The organism is Paraburkholderia sp. SSBN10T, from assembly GCF_056619545.1.
Genome location: NZ_JBWQQI010000017.1, coordinates 61,890 through 88,259, shown reverse-complemented (window position 1 = coordinate 88,259; position 26,370 = coordinate 61,890). Strand labels below are relative to the sequence as shown.

Sequence of the window (26,370 nt, the reverse complement as noted above, 5' to 3'; positions counted from 1 at the left end):
CGCATCGTCCGGCTCGCCTGGTAGCGAGCCGCCATGTCAATCGATTCAGCCCGGAGATACGAGTATGGACCCGCTGAACCCTTCCGCAGGCGCCCCCGCCGCGCCGCCCGATAGCAATGGCACGGCCGCGCCGGCCGGCGTGTGGCCCACGTTGCGGCATTGGCTGACGAGCGATGGATACGGCAGCATCGCCGTGCTGGCGTTGGTGATCCTCGTGGTGTTTCCGCTGACGCTCGATGTGTTCCGCCTGAACCTGATGGGTAAGTACCTGACTTACGCGTTCGTGGCAGTCGGACTCGTGATGGCGTGGGGCTACGGCGGCGTGCTGAGCTTGGGCCAAGGAGTGTTTTTCGGCCTCGGCGGTTACTGCATGGCGATGTTCCTCAAGCTGGAAGCATCCGACCCGATCAGCACGAAGATCCAGTCGACGCCTGGCATTCCCGACTTCATGGACTGGAACCAGCTCACTGCCTTGCCGTTCTGGTGGAAGCCGTTCCATTCGCTGCCGTTCGCCTTATTGGCGGTGGTGGCGGTGCCGTGCGCGCTCGCCTTCGTGCTGGGTTTTGCGATGTTCAAGCGGCGCGTGGGCGGGGTGTACTTCGCGATCATCACGCAAGCCGTGGCGCTGATTCTCTCGGTGCTGATTATCGGCCAGCAGGGCTACACCGGCGGCGTGAACGGCATCACCGATCTGCGCACGCTGCTCGGCTGGGACATTCGCGGCGATGGTGCGAAGCTGATCCTGTACTTCGTCAATGCGCTGCTGTTGCTGGCGGCGATCCTGTGCTGCCGGCGCATCCAGCGCAGCAAGCTCGGCACCTTGCTGCTCGCCATGCGCGACAAGGAAGACCGGGTGCGTTTCTCGGGCTACGACGTGGCGATGTTCAAGGTATTCGCGTTTTGCCTCGCCGCGGTGCTGGCTGCGATTGGCGGCGCCATGTTCACGCTGCAGGTCGGCTTCATGTCGCCGTCGTTCGTGGGCATCGTGCCGTCGATCGAAATGGTGATCTACGCCGCCGTGGGTGGGCGCATGTCGCTGGTCGGCGCCGTCTACGGCGCGGTGCTGGTCAACCTCGGCAAGACGTGGTTCTCCGAGAGCTTCCCGAACCTCTGGCTGTTTCTGATGGCCGCGCTCTTCATCGGCGTGGTGATGGCGTTTCCGAACGGGCTGGCCGGTCTCTACGAGAGCCACGTGAAGCCGTGGCTGCTACGCCGCGGCTCGAGGAGCACAACATGAGCAATACCGATTTCGTGCTGGCGGTCGAAGGCCTGAGCGTCTCGTTCGACGGCTTCAAGGCGATCGATGCGCTGAACCTGTACGTCGACCGCGGCGAGCTGCGGGTGGTGATCGGCCCCAACGGTGCGGGCAAGACGACGCTGCTCGACCTGATCTGCGGCAAGACACGTGCAAGCGAAGGCAGCATCAAGTTTCGCAACGAGGAGATGACGCGGCTACCGGAGTTTCGCCGCGTGCGCAAAGGGATCGGCCGCAAGTTTCAGACGCCGTCGATCTACGAAAACCTGTCGGTGCTGCAGAACCTCGAGGTGTCGTTTCCGCGCGGACGCGGCGTGTTCGGCGCGCTTGCGTTTCGTCGCACCCACGACGTACTCGACCGCGTGCGCAGCGTGGCCGGGGAGATCGGCCTCGCGAGCCAGCTCGATCTGGAGGCGGGGCTGCTCTCGCATGGACAGAAGCAGTGGCTCGAAATCGGCATGTTGCTGATGCAGGAACCGGAACTGCTGATGCTCGACGAGCCGATTGCCGGTATGAGCGTGCGCGAGCGCGAGGTGACCGCCGAGCTGCTCAAACGGATCTGCCGGAACCGCTCGATGATCGTCATCGAACACGACATGGCGTTCGTCGAGCAGATCGCCCACAAGGTCACGGTGATGCATCAGGGAAAGATTCTTGCCGAAGGAGCGATGGAGCAGGTGCAAGCCGATCCGCGCGTGATCGATGTCTATCTTGGCCACTGAGTTAACCACTGAATTGGCCACGGAATGCGCCGCCAGGCCGGCGAGCGAGGAGCCCAGCATGTTGAATGTCGACGAGGTATTCGTCAGTTACGGCCAGAGCGAAGTGCTGCATGGCATCAGCTTCCAGGCGGCGAAAAACGAAACGGTGGCGATCATGGGGCGCAACGGCATGGGCAAGACGACCCTGTTCAAGTCGCTGATCGGCATTTTGCCGCTCAAGGGCGGCTCGGTGCGGGTGGACAGTCAGGAGGTTTCGCACGACGAAAGCTTCCGGCGCGTCGCCAAAGGCATCGCCTATGTCCCCCAAGGGCGGCAGATTTTCGCCACGCTGACGGTGGAGGAAAACATCCAGACCGGCCTCGAGAACGTTCGCGACAGACGCGTCCCCGAGGAGATCTATGCGCTGTTCCCGGTGCTCTACGAGATGCGCGCCCGCAAGGGCGGCAACCTGTCGGGCGGCCAGCAGCAACAGCTCGCGATTGCCCGCGCTCTCGTCACGCAGCCCAAGGTGCTGCTGCTCGACGAGCCGACCGAAGGCATCCAGCCGTCGATCATCAAGGACATTGCCAAAGCGCTGAACGAGATCCGCAAGCTGCGCGACATCACGATCGTCGTCTCGGAGCAGGTGCTGAGTTTCGCGCTCGATGTCGCCGACCGGCTGTTCGTCATCGAAGGCGGCCGGCTGGTGCACGAGAGTCCGCGCAGCGCCGCCGACACCGCGAAGATCCGCGAGTACCTGTCGGTGTGAGCCGACGGTCCGTCATTTCCAAGAGGAGAGTTTGCTATGGCTGAAACGCTAATCAAGGTCGACCTGAATCAGTCGGCCTACGAAAACGAAAACATTCATAACCGCTGGCACCCCGACATCCCGATGGCCTGCTGGGTCAACCCGGGCGACGACTTCATTCTCGAAACCTACGACTGGACCGGCGGCTTCATCAAGAACAACGACAGTGCCGACGACGTGCGCGACATCGACCTGTCGATCGTGCACTTCCTGTCCGGTCCGGTCGGCGTGAAAGGCGCGGAGCCGGGCGACCTGCTGGTGGTCGATCTGCTCGACATCGGTGCGAAGCAGGAGAGCCAGTGGGGCTTCAACGGCTTCTTCTCGAAGAAGAACGGCGGCGGATTTCTGACCGATCATTTTCCACTGGCGCAGAAGTCGATCTGGGATTTCCACGGTCTCTATACGAGTTCGCGCCATATTCCCGGCGTGAGCTTTGCGGGCCTGATTCACCCGGGGCTGATCGGCTGCCTGCCCGACCCGAAGATGCTGGCGACGTGGAACGAGCGCGAGGCGGCCTTGATTGCCACGGACCCGCAGCGGGTGCCGGGTCTCGCCAATCCGCCGTTTGCATCGACGGCGCACATGGGGCGTCTGGCCGGCGAGGCGCATGACAAGGCGGCTGCGGAAGGCGCACGCACGGTGCCGCCGCGCGAGCACGGCGGCAACTGCGACATCAAGGATCTGTCGCGCGGCTCGAAAGTTTACTTTCCGGTGTATGTCGACGGCGCGGGCCTGTCGGTGGGCGACTTGCACTTCAGCCAGGGCGACGGCGAAATCACTTTCTGCGGCGCCATCGAGATGGCCGGCTGGGTGCATATGAAAGTCGAGCTGATCAAGGGCGGCATGGCCAAATACGGCATCCGGAATCCGATCTTCAAGCCGAGCCCGATCACCCCGAACTATAACGACTACCTGATTTTCGAGGGCATTTCGGTCGATGAAGCGGGCAAGCAACACTATCTGGACGTGCATGTCGCTTACCGGCAGGCTTGCCTGAATGCCATCGAATACCTGACGAAGTTCGGTTACTCGCGCGCGCAAGCCTATTCGATTCTCGGGACGGCGCCGGTACAGGGGCACATCAGCGGCGTGGTGGATGTGCCTAACGCCTGCGCGACGCTGTGGCTGCCGACGCAGATTTTCGACTTCGATATCCGGCCAACCGCGGCTGGACCGGTCAGGCATATCGCCGCCGGCGGGGTCGATTTGCCGTTGTCGCCGGATCTGGTTTGAAGTGGGAGCGCCTGGGCCGGCTCGATCAGCGGTCCCGCTCAGGCGGCCACTGCATAGACGATTACCGGCCGCTCAACCAAAGCGGCACGACGTTCGATGTGCCCGCGGGTGAGGCACACCGGCTCATCAAGCTTCACAGGACGACACCATGCCTACTTACGAATACCGTTGCGAAAGCTGTGGCAGTTTCGCGGCACTGCGCCGCGTCGCCGAGCGTGACATGGCCTGCACCTGTCCCACATGCGGAGCGCCGGCGCAGCGCACGCTCAGCCTGCCGGCCTTGTCCTTGATGGCGGCGAGCGCTCGCACCGGGCATCAGCTCAACGAGCGCGCGGCGCATGCGCCGCAGCGTTCGGGTGAATACCAGCATCGCCATGGGCCGGGATGCGGTTGCGGGTCGAAGCCGGCCGGCGGCGCCACCAAGGCCGGCTTCAAAACCAATGCCACTGGCCGGCCGTGGATGATCAGTCACTGACGATGCGTAGACCGGGCCGTGAGCGTCAATAGATATCCACGCGCCCCGGAAACGTCTCGTCGAACACCGCGGCGTCCTCGGCCGGCACCGCGCCGCGCTGCTCGCGGAACATCACGGGCGGCACGCCGAACTGCTTGCGGAATTCGCGGCCCAGGTGCGAGGCGTCCGAGAAGCCGCAGCTCGACGCGATATCGGCCACCGTGCGGTCCGAACTGGTCAACAGCCACGCTGCGGTTCGCAGACGCACCTGCTTGGCGAACGCCTGTGGGCTCTTGCCGGTTTCCGCCTTGAAGAGCCGCTCCAGTTGCCGCGGCGACATATCGAGCTTGCAGGCCAGTTCTTCGAGCGGCAGCGAGCGCCCCACGTGCTGTTCCATCAGGAGAATCGCCCGCTTGACCTTCGGATGCGTGGCCGGCTCCAGACCCGGCGGATGCGGCTGCGGCGCGTTGCCTTTCTGCATCTCGCCGACCAGCAGGATGCGCAAGGCCTTCTGCACGGTCGCGTGCTCGAAGTGCCGCAGCAGGATCGCGGCGGCGACGTCGATGGAGGCCCGCCCGCCTGAGCAGGTGATGCGCCGGCGGTCGATCACGAACAGGCGGTCGGCGATCAGCGCATCCGAATTCACCGACGGAAAGCGCTCGACAAAATCCCAGTAGTGAAACCAGCTCACGCAGATGCGGTGCTCGTCCAGCACGCCGGCGCGCATCAGCGCAAACACGCCGGTGCAGATCCCGACCAGCGTGGTGTTGCCGCGCGCCGCCTGGCGGATGAACTGCAGCGTCTCGTCATTCGCCTGCGGCCCGGAGTGCAGCAGGCCGCCTACCACCACGACGTAATCGAACGGCTCGGCGTGCTCGAAAGTCTCCCATGGCGTGATCTGGATGCCGCAACTGGCGCGCACCGGCGCCAGCGTGTCGCCGATCACGCTCCACGAGCAGCGCACCGGCTTGCTGTGGTCGCCTTCGTCGGCGGACAGCCGCAGCATATCGACGAAGCCGGAGAATGCCGTCAGCGTGAAATTCGGCAGCAGCACGATGCCGAAACGGATGCGCTCCTTGGGGACGCCGTCGATTGAGGTCAGCGGTAACGACTCTACGGTTTTCATCGTGCAGCAGCGCCAGGGTGCGTCATTAGGGGCAAGGGAGGGGCAAAACGGGCCAAGCGAGGGCCAAAGGGGCTGGGCCGCGCTCAGCCGCAGTGCCGTCACGCGGAACCGCGGCGCATCGGCCGCCAGCCGCCAGCCGCGCGCGCGGGCGCTGGCGCGCGATGCTTGCTAGCGTCGCTGATTCGCGCCGCCGCCACTTGCGCTTTTCCGCCGTGAACCATCGCAGAAACGAACCGCCGCCAGGCCTGACGGGGCGGTGGCGTCGTCATCCCAACGCGATGGCGTTTTTGTTCTATCGGCCAATTTTACGCGCTGGTGTACTGACGCCATACAGGAGATTGCGCGGAAAGTTCGCGCCGACGCCCGGACCGGAGGGTCAGCCGCCATCAAAGCGGAGATTCGCCGGCCGGCAACCCGACCCCTTACCACCAGGCAGCCCCATGAACGTCAGCGTCTTCGATCTGTTCAAGATCGGCATCGGCCCGTCGAGTTCGCACACGGTCGGCCCGATGATCGCCGCCTGCCGCTTCGCCTCGCATATCGAAGATGCCAACCTGCTCGGCTTCGTGCGGCGCGTCAAGGTCGAGCTATATGGCTCGCTCGGCGCGACCGGCAAGGGTCACGGCACGGACAAGGCAGTGCTGCTCGGCCTCGAAGGGCATCTGCCCGATACGATCGATCCGGACCTGATCGAGCCGCGTCTCGCGCAGATTCGCGCGGACAAGGCGCTGTTGTTGCTCGGCAAGCACCGCGTGCAATACGACGAGAAAGAGCATCTGTCGTTCTTCCGCAAGCTGATGGCCGGCACCGGCGTGGTTCACCCGAACGGCATGCGCTTTCAGGCGTTCGACGAAAACGGCCAGTTGCTGGTCGAGAAGGAGTATTACTCGGTCGGCGGCGGGTTTGTGGTGAACCGTGAGGGCGATCGCGTCAACGGCGTGCGTGCGGGCGGCGAGGTGCCGTTGCCGTTTCGCACCGGCGACGATCTGCTGCGGATGTGCCGCGAGAGCGGCCTGTCGATCGCCGAAGTGGCAATGGCTAACGAGTGCGCGTCGCGCGCCGGCGTGTCTGCCCAGGGGACGTCCGCCAGGGCGGAAGTCCGCGAAGGACTGCTGGCGATCTGGCGCACCATGGCGGCCTGCGTCGAGCGCGGCTGCAAGGTGCGCGGCGAATTGCCCGGCCCGATGCGCGTGAAACGCCGCGCCGCGGACCTGTCGAGCAACCTGCGCCTGCGCTCCGAAGAGTCGTTGCGCGATCCGCTCTCGATGCTCGACTGGGTCAACCTGTATGCGATGGCCGTCAACGAAGAGAACGCCGCCGGCGGGCGCGTCGTGACGGCGCCGACCAACGGCGCGGCCGGCGTGATTCCCGCGGTGCTGCATTACTACGTGAAGTTCGTGCCGGGTTCGAACGACGACGGCATCGTCACCTTTTTGCTGACCGCTGCGGCGATCGGCATCATTTACAAGGAAACCGCCTCGATCTCCGGCGCCGAAGTGGGCTGCCAGGGCGAGGTGGGCGTGGCCTGCTCGATGGCCGCGGCGGCGCTCGCCGCGGTGATGGGCGGCACGCCGTCGCAAGTCGAGAACGCCGCCGAGATCGGCATGGAACACAACCTGGGCATGACCTGCGACCCGGTTGGCGGCCTCGTGCAGATTCCGTGCATCGAGCGCAACGCGATGGGCGCGATCAAGGCGCTGAATGCGTCGCGCATGGCCTTGAAGGGCGACGGCCAGCACTACGTATCGCTCGACAACGTGATCAAGACGATGCGCGAAACCGGCGCCGATATGAAGACGAAATACAAGGAGACGTCGCGCGGTGGTCTCGCCGTGAACGTCATCGAATGTTAAAGACAGCCCCCACCCCCGCCGCTTCGCGCCAGGGCCCCCCAAGGGGGGGCAAGAAAACTTGGGGCGGCCCGGCGCTTTCTTGCCTGCGAGGGCTAATCACATGAGCCGCTATTCGATATTCAGTTTGTTCCGCAACGGGTTGTCGTATCACGAGAACTGGGAGCGGCAGTGGAGAAGCCCGGAGCCGAAGCGCGAGTACGACGTGGTGATCGTCGGCGGCGGCGGTCATGGTCTGGCGACGGCGTATTACCTCGCCAAAGAACATGGCGTGCGCAACATCGCGATTCTCGAGAAGGGCTGGATCGGCGGCGGCAATACCGCGCGCAACACGACCATCGTGCGCTCGAATTACCTGTGGGACGAATCGGCCGCGCTGTACGAGAAGGCCATGAAGCTCTGGGAAGGGCTGGCGCAGGACCTCAACTACAACGTGATGTTCAGCCAGCGCGGCGTGCTCAATCTTGCGCATACGCTGCAGGACGTGCGCGATACCGAGCGTCGTGTGAACGCGAACCGGCTGAACGGCGTGGATGCCGAATTTCTGACGCCCGCGCAGATCAAGGAAATCGAACCGACCATCAACCTCAACAGCCGCTATCCGGTGCTGGGCGCCTCGATCCAGCGCCGTGCGGGCGTGGCGCGTCACGATGCGGTGGCCTGGGGCTTTGCACGCGGCGCGGACCAGCATGGCGTCGACATCATCCAGAACTGCCAGGTCACCGGCATTCGCCGCGAAGGCGGCGCCGTGACGGGCGTCGATACGGTCAAGGGTTTTATCAAGGCGAAGAAGGTGGCCGTGGTCGCCGCGGGCAATACCTCGACGCTCGCGGATATGGCCGGCGTGCGCCTGCCGTTGGAAAGCCATCCGCTGCAGGCGCTGGTGTCCGAGCCGATCAAGCCGGTGGTCAATACCGTGATCATGTCGAACGCGGTGCATGCGTATATCAGCCAGTCCGACAAGGGCGATCTGGTGATCGGCGCGGGCGTCGACCAATACACGGGCTTCGGTCAGCGCGGCAGTTTCAACATCATCGAAGGCACGCTACAAGCGATTGTCGAAATGTTTCCGGTGTTCTCGCGGGTACGGATGAACCGGCAGTGGGGCGGCATTGTGGATGTTTCGCCGGATGCCTGCCCGATCATCAGCAAGACCGACGTGAAGGGGCTGTACTTCAACTGCGGCTGGGGTACGGGCGGCTTCAAGGCGACGCCGGGCTCGGGCTGGGTGTTCGCGCACACAATCGCCAACGACGCGCCGCATCCGTTGAACGCGCCGTTCTCGCTGGACCGCTTCTACACAGGACACCTGATCGACGAACACGGCGCCGCTGCCGTGGCCCACTAACGCTAATCGCCCACGCAGGGGAGAAACCTATGTTGATGATCGAATGCCCGTGGTGCGGGCCGCGCGCCGAATCCGAATTTTCGTGCGGTGGCGAAGCCGATATAGCCCGTCCGCTCGAAACCGAAAAACTGACCGACAAGGAATGGGGCGACTACCTGTTCATGCGCAAGAACCCGCGCGGCGTGCATCGCGAGCAATGGCTGCATACGCAGGGCTGCCGCCGCTGGTTCATGGCGACGCGCGATACGGTCTCCTATCAGTTTCTCGGCTATGAAACCTTCGGCGGCCCGGCTGCCGGTGCCGCCGCCAACGACGCTCACGAGGGCAACAAGCAATGAGCCAGAAAGACCGCCTCGGCGCCGGTGGGCGCATCAATCGCGCGATTCCGCTGACCTTCACCTTCAACGGCCGCACCTATCAGGGTTTTCAGGGCGACACGCTGGCCTCGGCGCTGCTTGCGAACGGTGTGCACTTTGTGGCGCGCAGTTTCAAGTATCACCGTCCGCGCGGCATCGTCACGGCGGGCGTCGAAGAGCCGAATGCCGTGGTGCAACTGGAGCGGGGCGCCTATACGGTGCCGAATGCGCGCGCCACGGAAGTGGAGTTGTATCAGGGCCTGGTGGCGACGAGCGTGAATGCCGAGCCGAGTCTCGAACACGACCGCATGGCGATCAACCAGAAGTTCTCGCGCTTCCTGCCGGCCGGGTTTTACTACAAGACCTTCATGTGGCCGCGTAAGTGGTGGCCGAAGTACGAAGAGAAGATTCGCGAAGCGGCGGGTCTCGGCAAGGCGCCCGAGACACTCGACGCCGACCGTTACGACAAGTGTTTTGCGTACTGCGACGTACTGGTGGTGGGCGGCGGCCCGGCCGGGCTGGCGGCGGCGCACGCGGCGGGCCTGTCGGGTGCGCGCGTGATGCTGGTCGACGATCAGCGCGAACTCGGCGGCAGTCTGCTGTCGGGGCGCGCGGAGATCGACGGCCGTGCCGCGTTGCACTGGGTCGAGAAAATCGAAGCGGAACTGCGCCAGATGCCGGAAGTGACGATCTTGAGCCGCAGCACGGCGTTCGGCTATCAGGATCACAACCTCGTGACCGTGACGCAGCGCCTGACCGATCATCTGCCGGTGTCGATGCGCAAAGGCTCGCGCGAGCTGCTGTGGAAAGTCCGCGCGAAGCGCGTGATTCTCGCCACCGGTGCGCACGAGCGGCCGATTGTGTTCGGCAATAACGATCTGCCGGGCGTGATGCTGGCCTCGGCCGTGTCGACGTATATCCATCGCTATGGCGTGTTGCCGGGCCGCGAGGCCGTCGTGTTCACGAACAACGACGACGGCTATCAATGTGCGCTCGATCTGAAGACCTGCGGGGCCAAGGTAACGGTGGTCGACCCGCGCGCGCAAGGCAGCGGCGCATTGCCGGCCGCCGCGCGCCGCCATGGCGTGAAGATTCTGAACAACGCCGTCGTGACGGCCGCGCACGGCAAGCTGCGCGTGGCGTCCGTGGACGTGGCCGCTTACGCGAACGGCAAGGTGGGCGAGAAGCAACCTGATCTCGCCTGCGATCTGCTCGCGATGTCCGGCGGCTGGAGTCCGGTGCTGCACCTGTTTGCGCAGTCGGGCGGCAAGGCGCACTGGAACGACGCAAAGACCTGCTTCGTGCCGGGCAAGGCGATGCAGCCGGAGGCCAGCGTCGGCGCGGCAGCCGGTGAATTCAGTCTGGCACGCGGGCTGCGCTTCGCGGTGGATGCGGGGATCGAAGCAGTGAAGGCGCTCGGTTTCGAGGCGACGCGCCCAGCCGCGCCCCAGGTAGCGGAGGTTGCGGAAGCGCCGTTGCATCCGCTGTGGCTGGTCGGCAGCCGTGAAGCGGCGGCGCGCGGCCCGAAGCAGTTTGTCGACTTCCAGAACGACGTGTCCGCCGCCGATATCCTGCTGGCGGCGCGCGAGGGTTTCGAATCGGTCGAGCACGTGAAGCGGTATACGGCGATGGGCTTCGGTACCGATCAGGGCAAGCTCGGCAATATCAACGGCATGGCGATTCTTGCCGAAGCGCTCGGCAAGACGATTCCCGAAACCGGCACGACGACGTTCCGGCCGAATTACACGCCGGTCACGTTCGGCACGTTTGCGGGCCGCGAACTAGGCGATCTGCTCGATCCGATCCGCAAGACCTGCATTCACGAATGGCACGTCGAGAACGGCGCGGCATTCGAGGACGTCGGCAACTGGAAGCGTCCGTGGTACTACCCGAAGAAGGGCGAAGACCTGCACGCGGCCGTGGCGCGCGAGTGCCTGGCTGTCCGTAACAGCGTGGGCATTCTCGACGCATCGACGCTCGGCAAGATCGACATTCAGGGTCCGGACGCGGCGCAACTGCTCAACTGGGTCTATACGAATCCGTGGAGCAAGCTCGAAGTGGGCAAGTGCCGCTACGGCCTGATGCTCGACGAAAACGGCATGGTGTTCGACGACGGCGTGACGGTACGCCTCGCCGAGCAGCACTACATGATGACCACCACGACCGGCGGCGCAGCGCGCGTGCTGACGTGGCTCGAACGCTGGCTGCAAACCGAATGGCCGAACCTGAAGGTGCGGCTCGCTTCGGTGACCGACCACTGGGCGACGTTCGCCGTGGTCGGACCGAAAAGCCGCAAGGTGCTGCAAAAGGTGTGCAGCGACATTGATTTCGCTAACGCTGCGTTCCCGTTCATGTCGTATCGCGAAGGCACGGTAGCGGGTGTCGCTGCGCGCGTGATGCGCATCAGCTTTTCGGGCGAGCTGGCTTACGAAGTGAACGTGCCGGCGAACATGGGCCGCGCCGTGTGGGAAGCGTTGATGGCCGCCGGCGCCGAGTTCGATATCACGCCGTACGGCACCGAGACGATGCACGTGCTGCGCGCGGAGAAGGGCTACATCATCGTCGGCCAGGATACGGACGGTTCGATCACGCCGTATGACCTCGGCATGGGCGGGCTGGTGGCGAAGTCGAAAGACTTCCTCGGCAAACGTTCGTTGACGCGTTCGGATACGGCGAAGCAAGGGCGCAAGCAGTTCGTCGGATTGCTCGCGGATGACGCCTCGTTCGTGATTCCGGAAGGCAGCCAGATAGTCGCGGGTCCGTTCTCCGGCGACACCGCGCCGATGCTCGGCCACGTCACGTCGAGCTATTACAGCCCGATCCTGAAGCGCTCGATCGCGCTCGCCGTCATCAAGGGCGGCCTCGACAAGATGGGCGAAAGCGTGACGATTCCGCTTGCGAGCGGCAAGCAGGTTGCGGCAAAGATCGCCGGCCCCGTTTTCTACGACACCGAAGGAGCGCGTCAACATGTGGAATGAAGCAAGAAGCAATGCGCCGGGCGCACCTTCGACTGTCGTGCAGCGCGCGGCCGGCGAGGTATGGCAGGAGTCGCCGCTGGTGGGCGTCGGCGATCTGTTGAAGGCGCATCAGGCCGGTGCGTCGAAGAAGTTCAGCCTGAGCGAGCGGCCGTTTCGCGATCTCGTCAATGTGCGCGGCGAGGCCAGCGATCCGGCCTTCGTCGGCGCGGTGGAAAGCGTCATCGGTTGCCCGCCGCCGGCCAAACCGAACACCGTGGCGCGCGGTAACAGTTACGACGTGTTGTGGCTCGGCCCCGACGAGTGGCTGGTGCGCTCGCATCAGCAGCAGGGCGCGACGCTCGAGGCGAAGCTGAGGCAGGCGCTGGCGGGGCAGTTTGCGTCGGCGGTCGATATCGGCAGTGGCTATACGGTGCTGGAAGCGAGCGGCGAGAAAGTGCGCGAGGTGCTGGCGCGCGGCTGCCCGCTCGATCTGCACCCGCGCGTGTTCGCTCCCGGGCAATGTGCGCAGAGCCACTACTTCAAGGCCTCGATCGTGCTGATTCCGCTCAGCGGCGACACCTTCGAACTGGTCGTGCGGCGCAGCTTCGCCGACTACTTCTGCCGCATCATGCTCGACGCGGCCGCGCCGCTGCTGTCGTGAAACCGTACGAAGACGCGCTGGCGTCGTTGTCTGCGCCGCCGCGTCTCGGGCGCGGCTGGCGCGTGTTTGTCGACGAACTGGTCGTCGCGACGCGCGTCGGCCTGCATGCGCACGAGTACGCGGCGCCGCAGCCGGTCGTGATCGACGCGAGCCTTGCTTACCGCTGCGAGCCGTCGGAACAGGACACGCACGCGATGATCGATTATGAGCGCTATTGCGAACGCGTCAGCGCGTTTCTGGCGGCCAAGCCGCATACGCGGCTGCTCGAAACCCTGGCCGTCGAACTGGCGGAATTGTCGTTTCGCGAGTGGCCCGCGCTCGAAGCACTAACGCTCGCGCTGCACAAACCGAAGATCCGCGAAGGCACGCGGCGGATCGGAGTCGAACTGGACTGGACGCGGGCGGACTATGACGCGCTGCGCGCCCGGGTCAGCGTGCAGGCTGCCGTGGCGGCGCGCTGAGCGCGCTGCACGGGCACAAGTACGAGCACGATGAGCTGCATACGCCATGCCACGCGCACACACCGCTGAACTGCTCAAGCTTGCCTATGAGGCTGGCGACGGCGACGCCGCGCTGGCGTTGCTGGAACAGAGCATGGCGCTGGGGCACCGGCGCATCGCCTTGCTGCGCTATCTGCAGGCGCAGCATCTGCATGCGCCGCTCGATGCCCGGCACCATGAGTACGTGCGTGAAATAGCGGCGCGGATGAGCCCGCTGACCTTGGCTCGTCTGGTGGGCGAGGCGCGCGTGCGGGCCGCGCGCGGCACCCATCAGAGCGGGGTTACGGCAGCGAGATCGTCAGATTGGCCGATTGCGGACCAAGTTTGATGATCTGCGAATACGGCGCGAGGGTATGCAGCGTCGTGTCGCGCAGATAGTTGTTCAGACCCAGATAAGCCAGCAGTCCTACCAGCGCAAACACCGCGCCGATGCTCCACAGCGGCACTTCGCGCTTCAGGCGGTGCGCCACCTGGTCCGGCAGCGGCCAGTGCGGCGCGAACTGCGCGCGCTTGCCCTTCATATGAGCGATTTCGTCGCCGATCCGCGCGGTCAGATACGCAAGCTTCTCCGGCCCTTCTAGCAGATACTTGCCCTGGAAGCCGAGCAACAGGCACATATGAAACACTTCGAGCGACTGCAGGCGCGCCGCGCCCTGCGCGCGGCATTCTTCGAGGTAGTGGAAGAACTTCTCGCCCGCGAGCTGCTCGCCGAACAGGATCAGTTGCAGCGGCCGGCGCTCCCACTCGGTGCGGATCCTGAACGACGACGACAGCACGCATTCGTCGACCGCCGCGCAAAACGCAAATTTCGACGCGTACACGTCGTCGGCCGAGGCGTTCAGCTTTTTCGCCCCGCGTTCGAAATCCCCCAGAAACTGCTGGATGCGCTGGCTGAACTCGGCCGCTTCGCCGGGCTCGCGGCCGTTCTTCAGCAGGAACAGCATGAAGAAGCCGTCGTACAGCAGATCGAGCAGCGAGCGCACCTGGTAGGTCGGCTCGACCGCCGGGGCGGGCGTGACAGACGGCGTGGGGCCGCCGAACAGCGAAGGCGCGTAGCTCATGATGTGACCGCGATCAGTTCGAGTTTGAGATCGTTGATTCCGGACGGCGTGTAGATCATTGCCGACTGGGCCTGCAGCATGCGGTCATACAGCGCGCCGCGCGATTCAAAGGAAAAGTAGCAGGCGCCGGGGCGCACCGGAATGGCGGGCGGCACCTGCGGCGTGTAGACGAGGCGCACGCCGGGCATGGCCGACAGCACCAGCTTGTCGACGTCGTCCGGCGCGCCGACCTTGAAGCGCGCCGGCACCGCTTCGACCAGCTCGACGGTGGGCATATCGGCCGAAACGGCGATGTAGAACATGGTCTTGTCGTCGATCTTGCCGGAGTCGAGGCGGCCCACGTGGAACGACGGCCGCACTTCCTCGAGGGCAATCGCGAAGTAACGCGTGGAGATCACCGTTTCCAGCAGATCGCGCAGGATCGTATCGAGGCGGGCGAAGCCGGGGCCCGGATCGTCGTGACGATAGGCCGGCAGATCGGCGAGCGCGTAGCCCTTCGAGAAGGTCATCAACTGGCCGGCGAGGCGCAGCAGTTCCTGGAACAGCCGCTCCGGGTGGAGTGCGGCATGCTGGTACAGATGGGCGAGCGAAGCAAACGCCGCGCTTGCGGTGTGCAGCAACCAGAACGAGGCAATATCGCCCGAGCGGAATTCGATGATGTTCTTGGTCGGCTCGCGGTGAAAACCATACAGCGCGTTCACTTTGGCTTGCAGCGCGTCGATCAGTTGGCGCAGGCGCTGATGCAGGATCGGCGAGGCTTCGATGGCAAGCGAGGGCGGCACGAAGTTGTCGTCGAGCTCGAACCCCGAGGTCGCGGTGCGGCGCACCCGCGCCAGCGGCACCGAGAGCAACTGGTCGCGCGGCTCGCTATGGGCGATCAGCTTGACGCTGGTTTTCAGGAACGTGATGTCGGCCTGGGCTGCGTCCGTGAAATGATCGGCCACCGGCGCCTGTTCGCTGACGTAGCGCGACACGAAGCCTGCGTTGCTGTCGGGCGAGTAGTTGGCGCCGGTCTCGCGCAGCGGGTGCAGCGCCAGGTAAAAGGTGAATTCGTTGATGCCGTCGGGCAGCGTGTCGAGCGCGATGGGCGGCGGCAGGTCGTCGGCCTGCGGGGCTGAATACAGCGCGCCGTCCGGAAACACCAGCGACAGTTCGCTCACGCGCAGCACATTGCTGCCGAGCGCATCGCGGTCGAAGCGCACCGAGCGCACGCCCCAGTTGTAAGGCTGGATCGCCTGAATCGATTCGAACAGGCGCGCCTCATGGTAGGCGTCCTGACGCTGAAAATGCTGCGGCCTGAGAAACAGGCCTTCCCCCCAGAGCACCTTTGCGGAATAACTCATCTCAAACCTGTTATATGCGTCAAGCGGGTTGCGTGCCCAGTGATAACGATTTCGGGCCCTGCCATTGTCAAATCAACAAAAACGGTTAAATCGCCATTCAAACGCATCTTATGCCCGCCTTATCCACAACTGACCGAGGACAGCATATTCAACGATTGAACCGGCAATCCCTGTTCAGGCGGGATCACAGTGCCGTTGGTAACGGTCATTGCGCAGTTATGCAGACCGACCATTATGCCGGATTTCTCGGATTTCGCCGGGTCGAAGGCGAATTTCCAGCGCTGCATGGCCGGATCGCGGAATAGCGCGACGATACCGAATGCCTGCGCTTCACGCGAGACTTTTTCGGTGACGGTGTAGTGCTGGCCGGGAATCAGCGTGACTTCGCGCACGCCCAGCAAATCGCCGCCCAGGACACTTTTTTCCTTGTCGGGGTCCGTAAAGGCGTTGAACGGCGCCTGCTGGAACGAGGTCGGATCTTTCAGCACATACAGGCGTACGACCAGCGCCAGCGGCTTCTGGTCGTTGGCGGCATTCAGGTTCTGCGCGGCATACAGCGTCAAGCCGATATTGCGCGGCGGCTTCTGGGCGTCCGGCACGTCGGGCTTGGTGAGGCCGGTGGCCTGCATGGCGGTGGAGGCGACCGACCCGAGCACCGGGAGGGCCGCGGCGCAGCCTGCGAGGATCGTGCACACGGCCAGCAGCGATGCATAACGAATAAAACGCAAATTCATTTACCCCGATCGGTTCTTTGCCGACCGCCCCCCGCTCAAACCGCCATTAAACAAAACCCAATCAGGGCAATGCGTCCCATCTATGCAAAATGCATCGATTGGCTGCGTTGTCCCGCCCGAACGGCCGGAAAAAATTTCCACTCTTAAGAATGCCGGGCATTACGCCCGGAAACTATTTCTTATTTGCGTGTTGCCTGATGCATTCTCAGTTTTTTCATGCAATGCTTTGTCACATGAAAGTTGAATTATCAAAAATTGACCTGTACTATACCCGCGCACTTGAAGCAAAGCAAAACTCCGGTTTCTCCTTGAATTAAAAAACTCGCACGTCGGTGAAAAAGCGATGAAAGAGCGTCTCTTTGTAAAACTATCAGGGGTGGTGTTGGCATGTGGCGTGATAGCCGGATGTGCAACCCAGGGCAACAACGTCGCGACCACGCCGGAGGCTTTCAACAAGTCGCTGGCCGACGCCGATACCGTCGCGAAGGCGGGCGATCAGGACCGCGCCGTCGCGCTTTATCAGGCTTTGGCCAAAACCGACCCGACGCGCGAAGAGCCGTGGTCGCGCATTGCGCAGATCCAGTTCACGCAGGGGCACTACGGCCAGGCTATCGTCGCCGCGCAAGAAGCGCTGCAGCGTGACCAGACCGACCGTCAGGCGAAGAGCGTGCTGGCGGTGGCCGGCCTGCGCGTCGCCACGCAATCGCTGGGCGAGCTGCGCCAGGACGCCTCGCTCGCGGGCGATGCCAAGACCGATGCGCAGGCGCTCGCCAAAGAACTGCGCGACACGCTCGGCGAGGCCACCTTGTTCCCGCCGGACGACTCCGACAAGCCGGTGGTCAAGAAGAAGCGCTACGTGAAGCGTGTCACCAAGAAGCCGGACACCACCGATGTGGCAAGCAGCAGCCCTGCCGCGACGACCGCGGCCGCACCGGCAACGCCGGCGGCGCCGCCTGCCGCACCGGCTGCGCCCGCCAGGGCGGCGCAAAGCGGTGGCGCTTCCGACCCGTTCAGCGCACTTCGCTAATTCACACGCAAGACCACCTGCTTCAGGGAGCCGACGATGGCGAAGAAAGAAAGTATTCAAAAACGCTTGCAAAAAGTACGGCCGCCGCGCGTTCAATTGACTTATGAGGTCGAGCGGGGTGACGCGATCGAGATCAAGGAGCTGCCGTTCGTCGTCGGCGTGGTGGCCGACCTCGCGGGGCAATCCGAGGTGGAGCAGCCGAAGCTGCGCGACCGCAAGTTCGTGAATATCGATCGCGACAATTTTGACGACGTGATGAAAGGCATCGAGCCGCGCGCCGCCTTCCAGGTGGAAAACCGCCTGAGCGAAACGGGCGGCAAGTTTGCCGTCGACCTGCGGTTCCGGTCCATGGCCGATTTCAACCCGGACGAAGTGGTCTCGCAAATCGAGCCGCTGCGCCGCCTGCTCGAAGCGCGCTCGAAACTGGCCGACCTGCGCAACAAGCTCGCCGGCAACGACAAGCTCGAAGACCTGCTGAGCGAAGTGCTGACCAATACCCAGCAACTGCAAGCCCTCGCAAAGAGCCAAGGTGACGCGGCAGAACAGCACGGCCGCAGTGGCGAGCCGGATAAAGACCAGCAGGGCGAATAGGGACGGGGGGTGAGATGAACCAGCAAACGGCAGCAGCCCAACTCGCCGGCGCGCAAGGCGGCGCTGAGACCACGCTGCTCGACGAGATCGTCGAGAAGAGCAAGGTGGCGAAGTCCGATTCGGAACACGCGCGCGCGAAAGACCTGATCGGCGAACTCGTGCATCAGGTGCTCGACGGCACGGTGATCGTATCGGACAATCTCTCGGCGACCATCGACGCCCGCGTGGCCGAGCTCGACCGGCTGATTTCCGCGCAACTGAGCGCGGTGATGCATGCGCCGGAATTCCAGCGCATGGAAGGCACGTGGCGCGGTCTCGACTACCTGTGCAAGGAAAGCAACACCGGCGCTACCGTCAAGATCAAGGCGCTGCACGCGCCGAAGCGCGATCTGGTGCGCGACTTCAAGAACGCGATTGAATTCGACCAGAGCGCGCTCTTCAAGAAGGTCTACGAAGAAGAGTTCGGCACCTTCGGCGGCGCGCCGTTCGGCACGATCATCGGCGACTTCGAAGTGACGCGTCAGCCGGAAGACGTCTATTTCATCGAGCAGATGGCGCACGTCGCCGCGGCGGCGCACGCGCCGTTCATCGCGTCGGCCTCGCCGGAACTGCTGGGCCTCGAGTCGTTTGCCGACCTCGGCAAGCCGCGCGATCTCGGCAAGGTGTTCGATACGGTCGAATACGCCAAGTGGAAGTCGTTCCGCGACTCGGAAGATTCGCGCTATGTCGGCTTGACGCTGCCGCGCTTCCTTGGCCGCCTGCCGTTCAATCCGAAGGACGGTGCCACGGCGGAAGGCTTCAACTTCGTCGAAGACGTGGATGGCACGGATCACAGCAAGTATCTGTGGTGCAACGCGGCATGGGCTTTCGCGGCGCGTCTGACTGCGGCGTTCGACGATTTCGGCTGGTGCGCGGCGATTCGCGGCGTGGAAGGCGGCGGTCTGGTCGAAGACCTGCCCACCCACACGTTCAAGACCGACGACGGCGAAGTGGCGCTGAAGTGCCCGACCGAAATCGCCATCACCGACCGCCGCGAAAAGGAACTGAGCGACCTCGGCTTCATTCCGCTGGTGCACTGCAAGAACTCGGATTACGCCGCGTTCTTCGCCGCCCAGTCGGTCCAGAAACCGAAGAAGTACAGCACCGACAGCGCGAACGCGAACGCCGTGCTGTCCGCCCAGTTGCAGTACATCTTTTCGGTATCGCGCGTGGCGCACTACCTGAAGGCGATGATGCGCGACAAGATCGGCAGCTTCGCATCGGCACAGAACGTCGAAGTATTCCTGAACCGTTGGATCTCGCAGTACGTGCTGCTCGACGACAACGCCACTCAGGAGCAGAAAGCGCAGTTTCCGCTGCGTGAGGCATCCATCCAGGTTTCGGAGATTCCCGGCAAACCCGGTTCGTATCGTTCGGTCGCGTTCCTGCGCCCGCACTTCCAACTGGACGAGCTGTCGATTTCCTTGCGGCTTGTTGCTGATCTGCCGAAGCCGGCGAATTCATAAATGTAGCCAGTATGCCCGGGCTGGCCGTCCGGGCTGGCTGTAAAAACCACCTCTTTGGGGAGTCGACGAGTTATGAAGGACATCTATTTAAAATTCGGCAATCCGGCGATCAAGGGCGAGTCTGCCGACAAGGACCACCAGGGCTGGATTGAAATCGATTCGTGGAATCATTCGATCACGCAACCGCGTTCGGCAACGGCTTCGACGGCCGGCGGCCATACCGCGGAGCGTTGCGAGCACGGCGATATGGTCTTCACGAAAGACATCGACGTGGTCAGCCCGTTGATTTACCAACACGCGTCGGGCGGTACGACCTTCGACGAAGTGACGGTCGATTTCATGCGTTCGGACGGCGAAGGCAACCGGATCAAGTATCTGGAAGTCAAGCTGAAGTACGTCATCATCTCGAGCGTTTCGCCGAGCGTGGGTTCGCCGACCGCGACCACGGGTACCAGCGATGCACCGGGCACGTCCTTGCCGAACGAACAGTTCTCGCTGAAATACGCTGCCGTGCAGTGGAAGTACACGCAGCAGAAGATCGGCGGCAATCAGGGCGGTAACGCGCAAGGCGCGTGGAGCCTGACGAAGAACGACAAGACGTACGCAGTCTGAAGTCCGGGCGCGGCCGTCCGTGTTTGACCCGCGGGCGCCGCGCCCCGTTTTGCAGCGCTTCTTTGGCATCTGATGAAACGATTCGAACCGAGCTTCCTCGACAAGCTGTTCGACGACGAACCGCATTTGCCGGCCTCTGCGGCGATGCGGCAATTGTCGCTGGACGAGCTGAAGGCGACCGTCGCACGTGACGTGGAGGCGATCCTGAATACCCGGATCGCCTTGACCGAACACGAGCTGGCGGCGCTTCCCGAGTGTCAGCAATCGGTCTTGACGTACGGTCTGAACGACTTCGCGGGCCTGAGTCTCGCGAGCCACTACGACCGTACGTTCATCTGTAAATCGATTCAGCAGGCGATTGCGCGGCATGAGCCGCGCCTGAAGCAGGTGGCAGTGACACTCGAATTGAACGAGCAGTCGACCAATGCGCTGTATTTCGGCATTCAGGCGCTGCTGGTCGTGCATCCGGCAGAAGAACCGGTGAGTTTCGATGCGATGCTGCAGCCTTCGACGCTGCAGTATTCCGTGACGCGCGCACGCGCGAAGCTTTGATAGCAGCTTGCTGGCCGCCGTGACGCGCAACGACGGTGGGCAGGTATCAGGTTCGGGGATAGGTTGATGGAAGAACTGCTGCCGTATTACGAGCGCGAACTGGCATTTTTGCGGCGCTACTCGAACGATTTCGCGGACCGCTACCCGAAAATCGCCGCGCGCCTCGCGATGTCCGGCGAGCACTGCGAAGACCCGCACGTCGAACGGATGATCGAATCGTTCGCGCTGCTCGGCGCACGCATCAACAAGAAACTCGACGACGATTACCCCGAATTCACCGAAGCACTGCTCGAAGTGCTTTATCCGCATTACCTGCGGCCGTTCCCGTCGTGTTCGATCGCCCAGTTGGGCACCGCCAGCGCCTTCAGTCACATGACCGAGCCGGCCACGATCGAACGAGGCACGGAGCTGAAGTCGCGCCCGATTCGCGGCGTGCAATGCCGCTTCCGCACGGCCTACGATGTGACGCTGGCGCCGATCCGCATTTCGGAGGCCCGCTACACCTCGGTGGCGATGGCGCCGAGCGCGACGGTCTTGCCGGCCAACGCCTCGGCGATCGTCTCGATCACGTTCGAATCGACCGCCCCGCAACTTCACCTGGGCGCGTTGAAGCTCGACAAGCTGCGCGCCTACCTGCACGGCGAACAGTCGTTTATCGCGGGTCTGACCGATTGCCTGTTCGTCAATGCGATGGCTACCTATGTCGAGGCCGACCGGCGCGGCGTGTGGACCGCGCTGCGCACTTCGCCGCTCGCGCAAGCCGGCTTCGACGAAGCCGATTCGTTGATCGATTACCCGGCCAGGTCGCATCCGGCGTACCGGCTGCTGACCGAATACTTCGCCTTTCCGGACAAATTCAATTTCGTCGATTTCGATCTGGCGGCGATGACGCGCGCCAGCGGCCGCTGCAGCCGCCTGACGCTGCACGTCGTGCTCAAGGACGTGCGCAGCGACTCGCATGTGGCCCGCCTGCTCGATTCGTTGTCGGCGCAACACTTGCGGCTGTTCTGCACGCCGGTGGTCAATCTGTTCCAGCAGCACGGCGAGCCGATTCGTTTGAGTCATCAGGCCATTGCGTATCCGGTGATCGCCGAGGGGCGCCGTGCCTTTGCGTATGAAGTCTATTCGATCGATTCCGTGAAGCTCGTGCGCCAGCAGGCGCACGAGGAGACGGTGATCGAATTCAGGCCGTTCTACTCGCTGCACCACGGGGAGCGGCAGCGCGCCGGGCATTACTGGTTCGCGCGCCGCAACGACTGGGTGGCGCAGAAGAGCCCGGGCTACGAAACCGAAATCTCGATCGTCGACATCGACTTCGAACCGGCCGCGCCGCAAACCGATACGCTCAGCATCGAGCTGACCTGCACCAATCGCGACCTGCCGGCGGGACTCGCCATGGGCATTGAAGGCGGCGACCTGTTTCTCGAAGGCGGCTCACTGACGAGCAATATCTCGATGCTGCGCCGGCCCACGCCGAGCGTGCGCTTCGAGCGTGGCCGCGCGGTGCATTGGCGCCTGATCTCGCATCTGGCGCTCAATCACGTCTCGCTGGCGAGCAGCGGCCTGTCCGCGCTTAAGGAGATGCTGGTGCTGTACGACGTGCGGCGCACGGCGGTGTCGGCGCGGCATATCGACGGGCTGGTCGGCATCGAGCAGCGCGCCGCCGTGCAATGGCTGCCGGGCAAACCGTTCGCCACCTTCGTGCGCGGCATGGAGATTCGCCTGACGATCGACGAGGACCATTTTGTGGGCACGAGCCTCGCGTCGTTTGTGCGTGTGATCGACACGTTTTTCGGGCTGTACGTGCATCTGAACAGCTTTGTGCAACTGGTCGTCGTGTCGAAGCGCACTGGCGAGGAGATCCTGCGATGCAAACCCCGCAGCGGCGAATCGATCCTGGCGTAGTCGAGCAACTGCTCGACGAGCCTCACCGCTTCGAATTCTTCCAGGCGGTCCGGCTGCTGGAGAAGTGGTTCGGCAAGGCGCATGCCACGCGGCCCGGCGAGATCGTGGCGCAGCGGATTGCCTTTCGCAATACGCTTTCGCTCGGCTTTCCGCCGAGCGAGATCCACAGCGCCCAGTCTTACGACGATCAAGGCGAGGCGCTCAAGGACAAGGCACAGCGGACCACCGCGGTGGAAGACGGCACGCTCGGCCGCGTCGATATCACGCCGGCATTTTTCGGACTGCTGGGTGGGCAGGGTGCGCTGCCGCTGCACTATACCGAGCAGATCATCGCCCGCGAGCAACTGAGGCGCGATCGCGCGGCGCGCGAATTCTTCGACGTCTTCTCCAATCGGGCCACCGCGCTGTTCTACGCGGCGTGGAAGAAGTACCGGCTGCCGTTTCACTACGAACTGGACCGCGACGAGCGCTATCTGCCGTTGCTGCTGGCGCTCGCCGGTGTCGCCGACGACGATACGCGCGGCAGCCTGCAGGAGGGCGACGGCGCGCTGTTCGACGAGGCGATTGCCGGTTATGCGCTTGCCGCGCGGCACCGGCCGGTGTCGGCCGCTTACTTGCAGCGCACGCTCTCGGAGTATTTCCGGGTGCCGGTGCGCGTCGATCAGTTTGTCGGCAAATGGTACGACGTGCCGTTCGATCAGTTGACGGTGCTCGGCAGCGTCAACGCCACGCTCGGCGCCACCGCGCTCGCCGGCGAACGGGTCTGGCAGCGCGACATGCGCGCACGACTGGTCATCGGCCCGTTGCGCAAGAAAGACTATGAGGCGTTCCTGCCTGGCGCCGAATGCGCGATTGCGCTGGAACGGATGCTGACGCTGCTCGCCGGGGTCACGCTCGAATACGAAATCTCGCTGGTGCTGCGCCGCACCGAGGTGGGCGCGATCCAGCTTGGGCAAGGCGCGCGGCTCGGCTGGGACGCGTTTCTCTGCACCCGCGACGCCGATCGCGACCGCGCCGATGCCCGCTACGAGCTGCACGTCATTCACTGAACCTAACGATACGTCGCGAGATATCGCGGGACGTCACGACACCAACAGGACCTGGATCGCACCACATGAGCACGCCCCTCAAGACCCTGATCGCGAAACTGAATCCGACCTGCCGCCAGGCGACCGAGCGGGCGGCGAGCCAATGCCTGGCGCGCGGTCACTATGAGGTGGATCTCGAGCATCTGTTTCTGGCCTTGCTCGACGAGCCGGCGAGCGATGCGTCGCTGGTGCTGCGCGCGAGCCGTATCGATGTGCATGCGCTGCGCGCCGACCTCGAACGCGAACTGCAACGCCTGAAGACCGGCAATACGCGCACGCCGGTGTTTTCCGTGCATCTGATCGCACTGTTCGAACAGGCCTGGCTGGTCGCGTCGCTCGATTCGCAGATTGGCCGGATCCGCTCGGGACATCTGCTGCTGGCCTTGCTGAGCGCACCTGATCTCGCGCAGTTTGCGCAGCGCATGTCGCCATTGTTGCGCGAGGTCCGCCTGACCGATCTCAAGCACAAGTTCGATGAGCTGACGGTTGGCTCGTGCGAAGTGGAGCGCCATGCCGGCGCGGGCGATGCCGATGAGCGTGCCGGCGATCTGCCGGCGCCGCAAGGCGGCGGTCCGTCGAAGACCCCCGCGCTCGATACGTACACGACCAACCTGACGCAGCGGGCGCGCGACGGTCATATCGATCCGGTGATCGGCCGCGAGGCGGAAATTCGCCAGACCATCGACATCCTGATGCGCCGCCGCCAGAACAATCCGATCATGACGGGCGAGGCGGGCGTCGGCAAAACCGCCGTGGTCGAAGGTCTGGCCCTGCGCATTGCCGCCGCCGACGTGCCCGCGCCGTTGAAAGGCGTGGCCTTGCACGTGCTGGATATGGGTTTGCTGCAGGCCGGCGCGAGCGTCAAGGGCGAATTCGAGAACCGCCTGAAGAACGTCATCGACGAGGTCAAGAAGAGCCCGCATCCGATCATCCTGTTTATCGACGAAGCGCATACGATCATCGGCGCAGGCGGACAGGCGGGGCAGAACGACGCGGCGAACCTGCTGAAGCCGGCGCTCGCGCGCGGCGAGCTGCGCACGATCGCCGCGACCACGTGGAGCGAGTACAAGAAGTACTTCGAGAAAGACGCGGCGCTGGCACGGCGCTTTCAGGTGGTGAAGATCGAAGAGCCGAACGAGACGCTGGCGGCTGCGATGCTGCGCGGCATGGCCGCCTTGATGGAACGGCACTTCAACGTGCGCGTGCTGGACGACGCGATCACCGAAGCCGTGCGGCTGTCGCATCGCTATATCAGCGGGCGCCAGTTGCCCGACAAGGCGATCAGCGTGCTTGATACCGCTTGCGCAAAGGTGGCGCTCGCGCATAGCGCGACGCCTGCGGCAATCGACGACGTCAGGAAGCGGATCGAACGGATCGACGCCGAAGTGGCCGCGCTCGAGCGCGAAGCGGCGAGCGGTGCGCTGCATGACGAGCGCCTCGCCGAACTGCGCAGCCTGCGCGAGGCGGATCTGAGCGCATTGGCCGCCAGCGAAGCGCGCTACGACAAGGAGCGTGCGCTGGTGACGCAGATCGGCGAACTGCGTGCGCAGATCGATGCGGCGCGTGGCGGCAGCGCTGATGCAGAGCAGGCGCAGCAGGCCGCGAATGCGCGCGAGACGCTGGCGGCGCGTGTGAGCGAATTGCATGCGCTGCAAGGCGGCCAGCCGATGGTGCCGTTGCAGGTCGACGGCCACGTGGTCGCCGAGATTGTCGCGTCGTGGACCGGGATTCCCTTGGGACGCATGGTCAAGGACGAAATTCAAACTGTCCTGAATCTGCAAGCGCTGCTGGGCGCCCGGGTGATCGGCCAGGACCACGCGCTCGAGGCGATCGCCCAACGCGTGCGGACGGCCAGCGCGAACCTCGAAGATCCGAACAAGCCACGCGGCGTGTTCATGTTCGTCGGCCCGTCGGGCGTCGGCAAGACGGAAACGGCGCTGGCGCTGGCCGACATCCTGTATGGCGGCGAACGCAAGATGGTCACGATCAATATGAGCGAGTATCAGGAGGCGCATAGCGTCTCCGGTCTCAAGGGCTCGCCGCCGGGTTACGTCGGCTATGGGGAAGGGGGCGTGCTGACCGAAGCGGTGCGCCGCAACCCGTATTCCGTCGTGCTGCTCGACGAGGTGGAGAAAGCCCACCCGGATGTGCTCGAAATGTTCTTCCAGGTGTTCGACAAGGGCACCATGGATGACGCGGAAGGCCGCGAGATCGACTTCCGCAATACCTTGATCATCCTGACCTCGAACGTCGGCTCGCAGGCCGTGATGCAAGCCTGCCTGAACAAGAGCGCCGAGGATCTGCCGGACGCCGAAGCATTGGCCGAGACGTTGCGGCCGCAACTGTACAAGACGTTCAAACCGGCATTTCTGGGCCGCATGAAAGTGGTGCCGTACTATCCGATTTCCGACGACGTGCTCGCCGAGATTATCGAATTGAAGCTCGAACGGATTCGCCGGCGGATCGAAGCGAATCACAAGGCGAGCTTCGAATGGGACGACTCGCTGGTGGAAGCCGTGCTCGCGCGTTGCACCGAGGTGGACTCCGGCGCGCGCAACGTCGATCACATCCTGAACGGCACGCTGCTGCCCGAAGTGGCGCAACAGGTGCTGGAGCGGATTGCGGACGGCACCGCGCTTGAACGCATCACGGTGCGCGCGAGCGATGCCGGTGAATTCGAATATACGGTCGTCTGAAGTGCGC

24 protein-coding genes are annotated in these 26,370 nt (G+C 63.9%); 20 read left to right on the top strand and 4 right to left on the bottom strand.

Going from position 1 to position 26,370, the window contains the following annotated elements; all coding sequences use genetic code 11:
• The first annotated feature begins 64 nt into the window (after positions 1-64).
• The 5 genes from urtC (at position 65) to AC1ECK_RS24265 (ending at position 4,472) form a co-directional block, all read left to right on the top strand.
• On the top strand, positions 65-1,237 hold the full coding sequence (gene urtC / locus AC1ECK_RS24285; protein WP_480323579.1) for an urea ABC transporter permease subunit UrtC: 1,173 nt from the start codon (positions 65-67) through the stop codon (positions 1,235-1,237).
• Positions 1,234-1,977, top strand: a complete 744-nt coding sequence (gene urtD / locus AC1ECK_RS24280) for an urea ABC transporter ATP-binding protein UrtD (RefSeq protein WP_480323578.1) — start codon at positions 1,234-1,236, stop codon at positions 1,975-1,977. The genes urtC and urtD overlap by 4 nt, the downstream gene beginning before the upstream one ends.
• A 58-nt stretch (positions 1,978-2,035) precedes the next feature.
• Positions 2,036-2,725, top strand: a complete 690-nt coding sequence (gene urtE, locus AC1ECK_RS24275; protein WP_480323576.1) for an urea ABC transporter ATP-binding subunit UrtE — start codon at positions 2,036-2,038, stop codon at positions 2,723-2,725.
• Positions 2,726-2,761: 36 nt separating this feature from the next.
• On the top strand, positions 2,762-3,997 hold the full coding sequence (gene fmdA / locus AC1ECK_RS24270) for a formamidase (protein ID WP_480323574.1): 1,236 nt from the start codon (positions 2,762-2,764) through the stop codon (positions 3,995-3,997).
• 148 nt (positions 3,998-4,145) lie between these two features.
• On the top strand, positions 4,146-4,472 hold the full coding sequence (locus tag AC1ECK_RS24265; RefSeq protein ID WP_480323572.1) for an FmdB family zinc ribbon protein: 327 nt from the start codon (positions 4,146-4,148) through the stop codon (positions 4,470-4,472).
• A 25-nt stretch (positions 4,473-4,497) separates the two neighbouring features.
• On the opposite strand, the gene AC1ECK_RS24260 is transcribed toward AC1ECK_RS24265, so the two are convergent.
• On the bottom strand, positions 4,498-5,577 hold the full coding sequence (locus AC1ECK_RS24260; RefSeq protein ID WP_480323570.1) for a GlxA family transcriptional regulator: 1,080 nt from the start codon (positions 5,575-5,577) through the stop codon (positions 4,498-4,500).
• Positions 5,578-6,017: 440 nt separating this feature from the next.
• Between AC1ECK_RS24260 and AC1ECK_RS24255 the strand changes: the two genes are divergently transcribed.
• The 7 genes from AC1ECK_RS24255 (at position 6,018) to AC1ECK_RS24225 (ending at position 13,577) form a co-directional block, all read left to right on the top strand.
• Positions 6,018-7,430, top strand: a complete 1,413-nt coding sequence (locus tag AC1ECK_RS24255; RefSeq protein ID WP_480323568.1) for an L-serine ammonia-lyase — start codon at positions 6,018-6,020, stop codon at positions 7,428-7,430.
• 100 nt (positions 7,431-7,530) lie between these two features.
• A complete protein-coding gene (locus AC1ECK_RS24250) occupies positions 7,531-8,775 on the top strand; it encodes a sarcosine oxidase subunit beta family protein (RefSeq protein WP_480323566.1) in 1,245 nt (414 codons plus the stop codon).
• Between the two features lie 29 nt (positions 8,776-8,804).
• Positions 8,805-9,113: a sarcosine oxidase subunit delta gene (locus AC1ECK_RS24245; RefSeq protein WP_480323564.1), complete on the top strand. Its 309-nt coding sequence runs from the start codon at positions 8,805-8,807 to the stop codon at positions 9,111-9,113.
• Positions 9,110-12,109: a sarcosine oxidase subunit alpha family protein gene (locus tag AC1ECK_RS24240; RefSeq protein ID WP_480323562.1), complete on the top strand. Its 3,000-nt coding sequence runs from the start codon at positions 9,110-9,112 to the stop codon at positions 12,107-12,109. The genes AC1ECK_RS24245 and AC1ECK_RS24240 overlap by 4 nt, the downstream gene beginning before the upstream one ends.
• Entirely contained in the window at positions 12,099-12,749 is a 651-nt protein-coding gene (locus AC1ECK_RS24235) for a sarcosine oxidase subunit gamma (protein ID WP_480323560.1), read from the top strand. Before AC1ECK_RS24240 ends, AC1ECK_RS24235 begins: the two co-directional genes overlap by 11 nt.
• Complete coding sequence (locus AC1ECK_RS24230) at positions 12,746-13,210, top strand: dihydroneopterin aldolase (RefSeq protein WP_480323558.1); 465 nt, start codon at positions 12,746-12,748, stop codon at positions 13,208-13,210. Before AC1ECK_RS24235 ends, AC1ECK_RS24230 begins: the two co-directional genes overlap by 4 nt.
• Positions 13,211-13,256: 46 nt before the next feature.
• Positions 13,257-13,577 carry a hypothetical protein gene (locus AC1ECK_RS24225; RefSeq protein WP_480323556.1) on the top strand — a complete coding sequence of 107 codons (321 nt, stop codon included), beginning with the start codon at positions 13,257-13,259 and terminating at the stop codon, positions 13,575-13,577.
• Here the strand turns inward: AC1ECK_RS24225 and AC1ECK_RS24220 are convergent.
• The 3 genes from AC1ECK_RS24220 to tssJ all read right to left on the bottom strand — a co-directional run bounded on the left by AC1ECK_RS24220 (position 13,531) and on the right by tssJ (position 16,387).
• On the bottom strand, positions 13,531-14,310 hold the full coding sequence (locus tag AC1ECK_RS24220) for a DotU family type IV/VI secretion system protein (protein WP_480323554.1): 780 nt from the start codon (positions 14,308-14,310) through the stop codon (positions 13,531-13,533). The genes AC1ECK_RS24225 and AC1ECK_RS24220 overlap by 47 nt on opposite strands.
• On the bottom strand, positions 14,307-15,653 hold the full coding sequence (gene tssK / locus AC1ECK_RS24215) for a type VI secretion system baseplate subunit TssK (protein WP_480323552.1): 1,347 nt from the start codon (positions 15,651-15,653) through the stop codon (positions 14,307-14,309). The genes AC1ECK_RS24220 and tssK overlap by 4 nt, the downstream gene beginning before the upstream one ends.
• Before the next feature lie 119 nt (positions 15,654-15,772).
• On the bottom strand, positions 15,773-16,387 hold the full coding sequence (gene tssJ, locus AC1ECK_RS24210; protein WP_480323550.1) for a type VI secretion system lipoprotein TssJ: 615 nt from the start codon (positions 16,385-16,387) through the stop codon (positions 15,773-15,775).
• Between the two features lie 343 nt (positions 16,388-16,730).
• Between tssJ and AC1ECK_RS24205 the strand changes: the two genes are divergently transcribed.
• The 8 genes from AC1ECK_RS24205 (at position 16,731) to tssH (ending at position 26,363) form a co-directional block, all read left to right on the top strand.
• Positions 16,731-17,414, top strand: a complete 684-nt coding sequence (locus AC1ECK_RS24205; protein ID WP_480323548.1) for a tetratricopeptide repeat protein — start codon at positions 16,731-16,733, stop codon at positions 17,412-17,414.
• A gap of 36 nt (positions 17,415-17,450) precedes the next feature.
• Positions 17,451-18,005, top strand: coding sequence for a type VI secretion system contractile sheath small subunit (gene tssB, locus AC1ECK_RS24200; RefSeq protein ID WP_480323546.1), 555 nt, complete (start codon positions 17,451-17,453; stop codon positions 18,003-18,005).
• Between the two features lie 14 nt (positions 18,006-18,019).
• Positions 18,020-19,510: a type VI secretion system contractile sheath large subunit gene (gene tssC, locus AC1ECK_RS24195; protein ID WP_480323544.1), complete on the top strand. Its 1,491-nt coding sequence runs from the start codon at positions 18,020-18,022 to the stop codon at positions 19,508-19,510.
• A gap of 72 nt (positions 19,511-19,582) precedes the next feature.
• Complete coding sequence (locus AC1ECK_RS24190) at positions 19,583-20,122, top strand: Hcp family type VI secretion system effector (protein WP_480323542.1); 540 nt, start codon at positions 19,583-19,585, stop codon at positions 20,120-20,122.
• 72 nt (positions 20,123-20,194) lie between these two features.
• On the top strand, positions 20,195-20,674 hold the full coding sequence (gene tssE, locus AC1ECK_RS24185) for a type VI secretion system baseplate subunit TssE (RefSeq protein WP_480323539.1): 480 nt from the start codon (positions 20,195-20,197) through the stop codon (positions 20,672-20,674).
• A gap of 66 nt (positions 20,675-20,740) precedes the next feature.
• Positions 20,741-22,579: a type VI secretion system baseplate subunit TssF gene (tssF, locus tag AC1ECK_RS24180; protein WP_480323537.1), complete on the top strand. Its 1,839-nt coding sequence runs from the start codon at positions 20,741-20,743 to the stop codon at positions 22,577-22,579.
• Positions 22,543-23,628, top strand: coding sequence for a type VI secretion system baseplate subunit TssG (gene tssG, locus AC1ECK_RS24175; protein ID WP_480323535.1), 1,086 nt, complete (start codon positions 22,543-22,545; stop codon positions 23,626-23,628). Before tssF ends, tssG begins: the two co-directional genes overlap by 37 nt.
• A 65-nt stretch (positions 23,629-23,693) precedes the next feature.
• The gene (gene tssH, locus AC1ECK_RS24170) at positions 23,694-26,363 is read left to right on the top strand and encodes a type VI secretion system ATPase TssH (RefSeq protein ID WP_480323534.1); all 2,670 of its coding nucleotides are present in this window, start codon (positions 23,694-23,696) and stop codon (positions 26,361-26,363) included.
• Positions 26,364-26,370 lie beyond the last annotated feature (7 nt).

Coding starts and splice junctions, on each gene's coding strand:
- urtC (WP_480323579.1), top strand. CDS start 65: ATGGACCCGCTGAACCCTTCCGCAGGCGCCCCCGCCGCGCCGCCCGAT.
- urtD (WP_480323578.1), top strand. CDS start 1,234: ATGAGCAATACCGATTTCGTGCTGGCGGTCGAAGGCCTGAGCGTCTCG.
- urtE (WP_480323576.1), top strand. CDS start 2,036: ATGTTGAATGTCGACGAGGTATTCGTCAGTTACGGCCAGAGCGAAGTG.
- fmdA (WP_480323574.1), top strand. CDS start 2,762: ATGGCTGAAACGCTAATCAAGGTCGACCTGAATCAGTCGGCCTACGAA.
- AC1ECK_RS24265 (WP_480323572.1), top strand. CDS start 4,146: ATGCCTACTTACGAATACCGTTGCGAAAGCTGTGGCAGTTTCGCGGCA.
- AC1ECK_RS24260 (WP_480323570.1), bottom strand. CDS start 5,577: ATGAAAACCGTAGAGTCGTTACCGCTGACCTCAATCGACGGCGTCCCC.
- AC1ECK_RS24255 (WP_480323568.1), top strand. CDS start 6,018: ATGAACGTCAGCGTCTTCGATCTGTTCAAGATCGGCATCGGCCCGTCG.
- AC1ECK_RS24250 (WP_480323566.1), top strand. CDS start 7,531: ATGAGCCGCTATTCGATATTCAGTTTGTTCCGCAACGGGTTGTCGTAT.
- AC1ECK_RS24245 (WP_480323564.1), top strand. CDS start 8,805: ATGTTGATGATCGAATGCCCGTGGTGCGGGCCGCGCGCCGAATCCGAA.
- AC1ECK_RS24240 (WP_480323562.1), top strand. CDS start 9,110: ATGAGCCAGAAAGACCGCCTCGGCGCCGGTGGGCGCATCAATCGCGCG.
- AC1ECK_RS24235 (WP_480323560.1), top strand. CDS start 12,099: ATGTGGAATGAAGCAAGAAGCAATGCGCCGGGCGCACCTTCGACTGTC.
- AC1ECK_RS24225 (WP_480323556.1), top strand. CDS start 13,257: ATGCCACGCGCACACACCGCTGAACTGCTCAAGCTTGCCTATGAGGCT.
- AC1ECK_RS24220 (WP_480323554.1), bottom strand. CDS start 14,310: ATGAGCTACGCGCCTTCGCTGTTCGGCGGCCCCACGCCGTCTGTCACG.
- tssK (WP_480323552.1), bottom strand. CDS start 15,653: ATGAGTTATTCCGCAAAGGTGCTCTGGGGGGAAGGCCTGTTTCTCAGG.
- tssJ (WP_480323550.1), bottom strand. CDS start 16,387: ATGAATTTGCGTTTTATTCGTTATGCATCGCTGCTGGCCGTGTGCACG.
- AC1ECK_RS24205 (WP_480323548.1), top strand. CDS start 16,731: ATGAAAGAGCGTCTCTTTGTAAAACTATCAGGGGTGGTGTTGGCATGT.
- tssB (WP_480323546.1), top strand. CDS start 17,451: ATGGCGAAGAAAGAAAGTATTCAAAAACGCTTGCAAAAAGTACGGCCG.
- tssC (WP_480323544.1), top strand. CDS start 18,020: ATGAACCAGCAAACGGCAGCAGCCCAACTCGCCGGCGCGCAAGGCGGC.
- AC1ECK_RS24190 (WP_480323542.1), top strand. CDS start 19,583: ATGAAGGACATCTATTTAAAATTCGGCAATCCGGCGATCAAGGGCGAG.
- tssE (WP_480323539.1), top strand. CDS start 20,195: ATGAAACGATTCGAACCGAGCTTCCTCGACAAGCTGTTCGACGACGAA.
- tssF (WP_480323537.1), top strand. CDS start 20,741: ATGGAAGAACTGCTGCCGTATTACGAGCGCGAACTGGCATTTTTGCGG.
- tssG (WP_480323535.1), top strand. CDS start 22,543: ATGCAAACCCCGCAGCGGCGAATCGATCCTGGCGTAGTCGAGCAACTG.
- tssH (WP_480323534.1), top strand. CDS start 23,694: ATGAGCACGCCCCTCAAGACCCTGATCGCGAAACTGAATCCGACCTGC.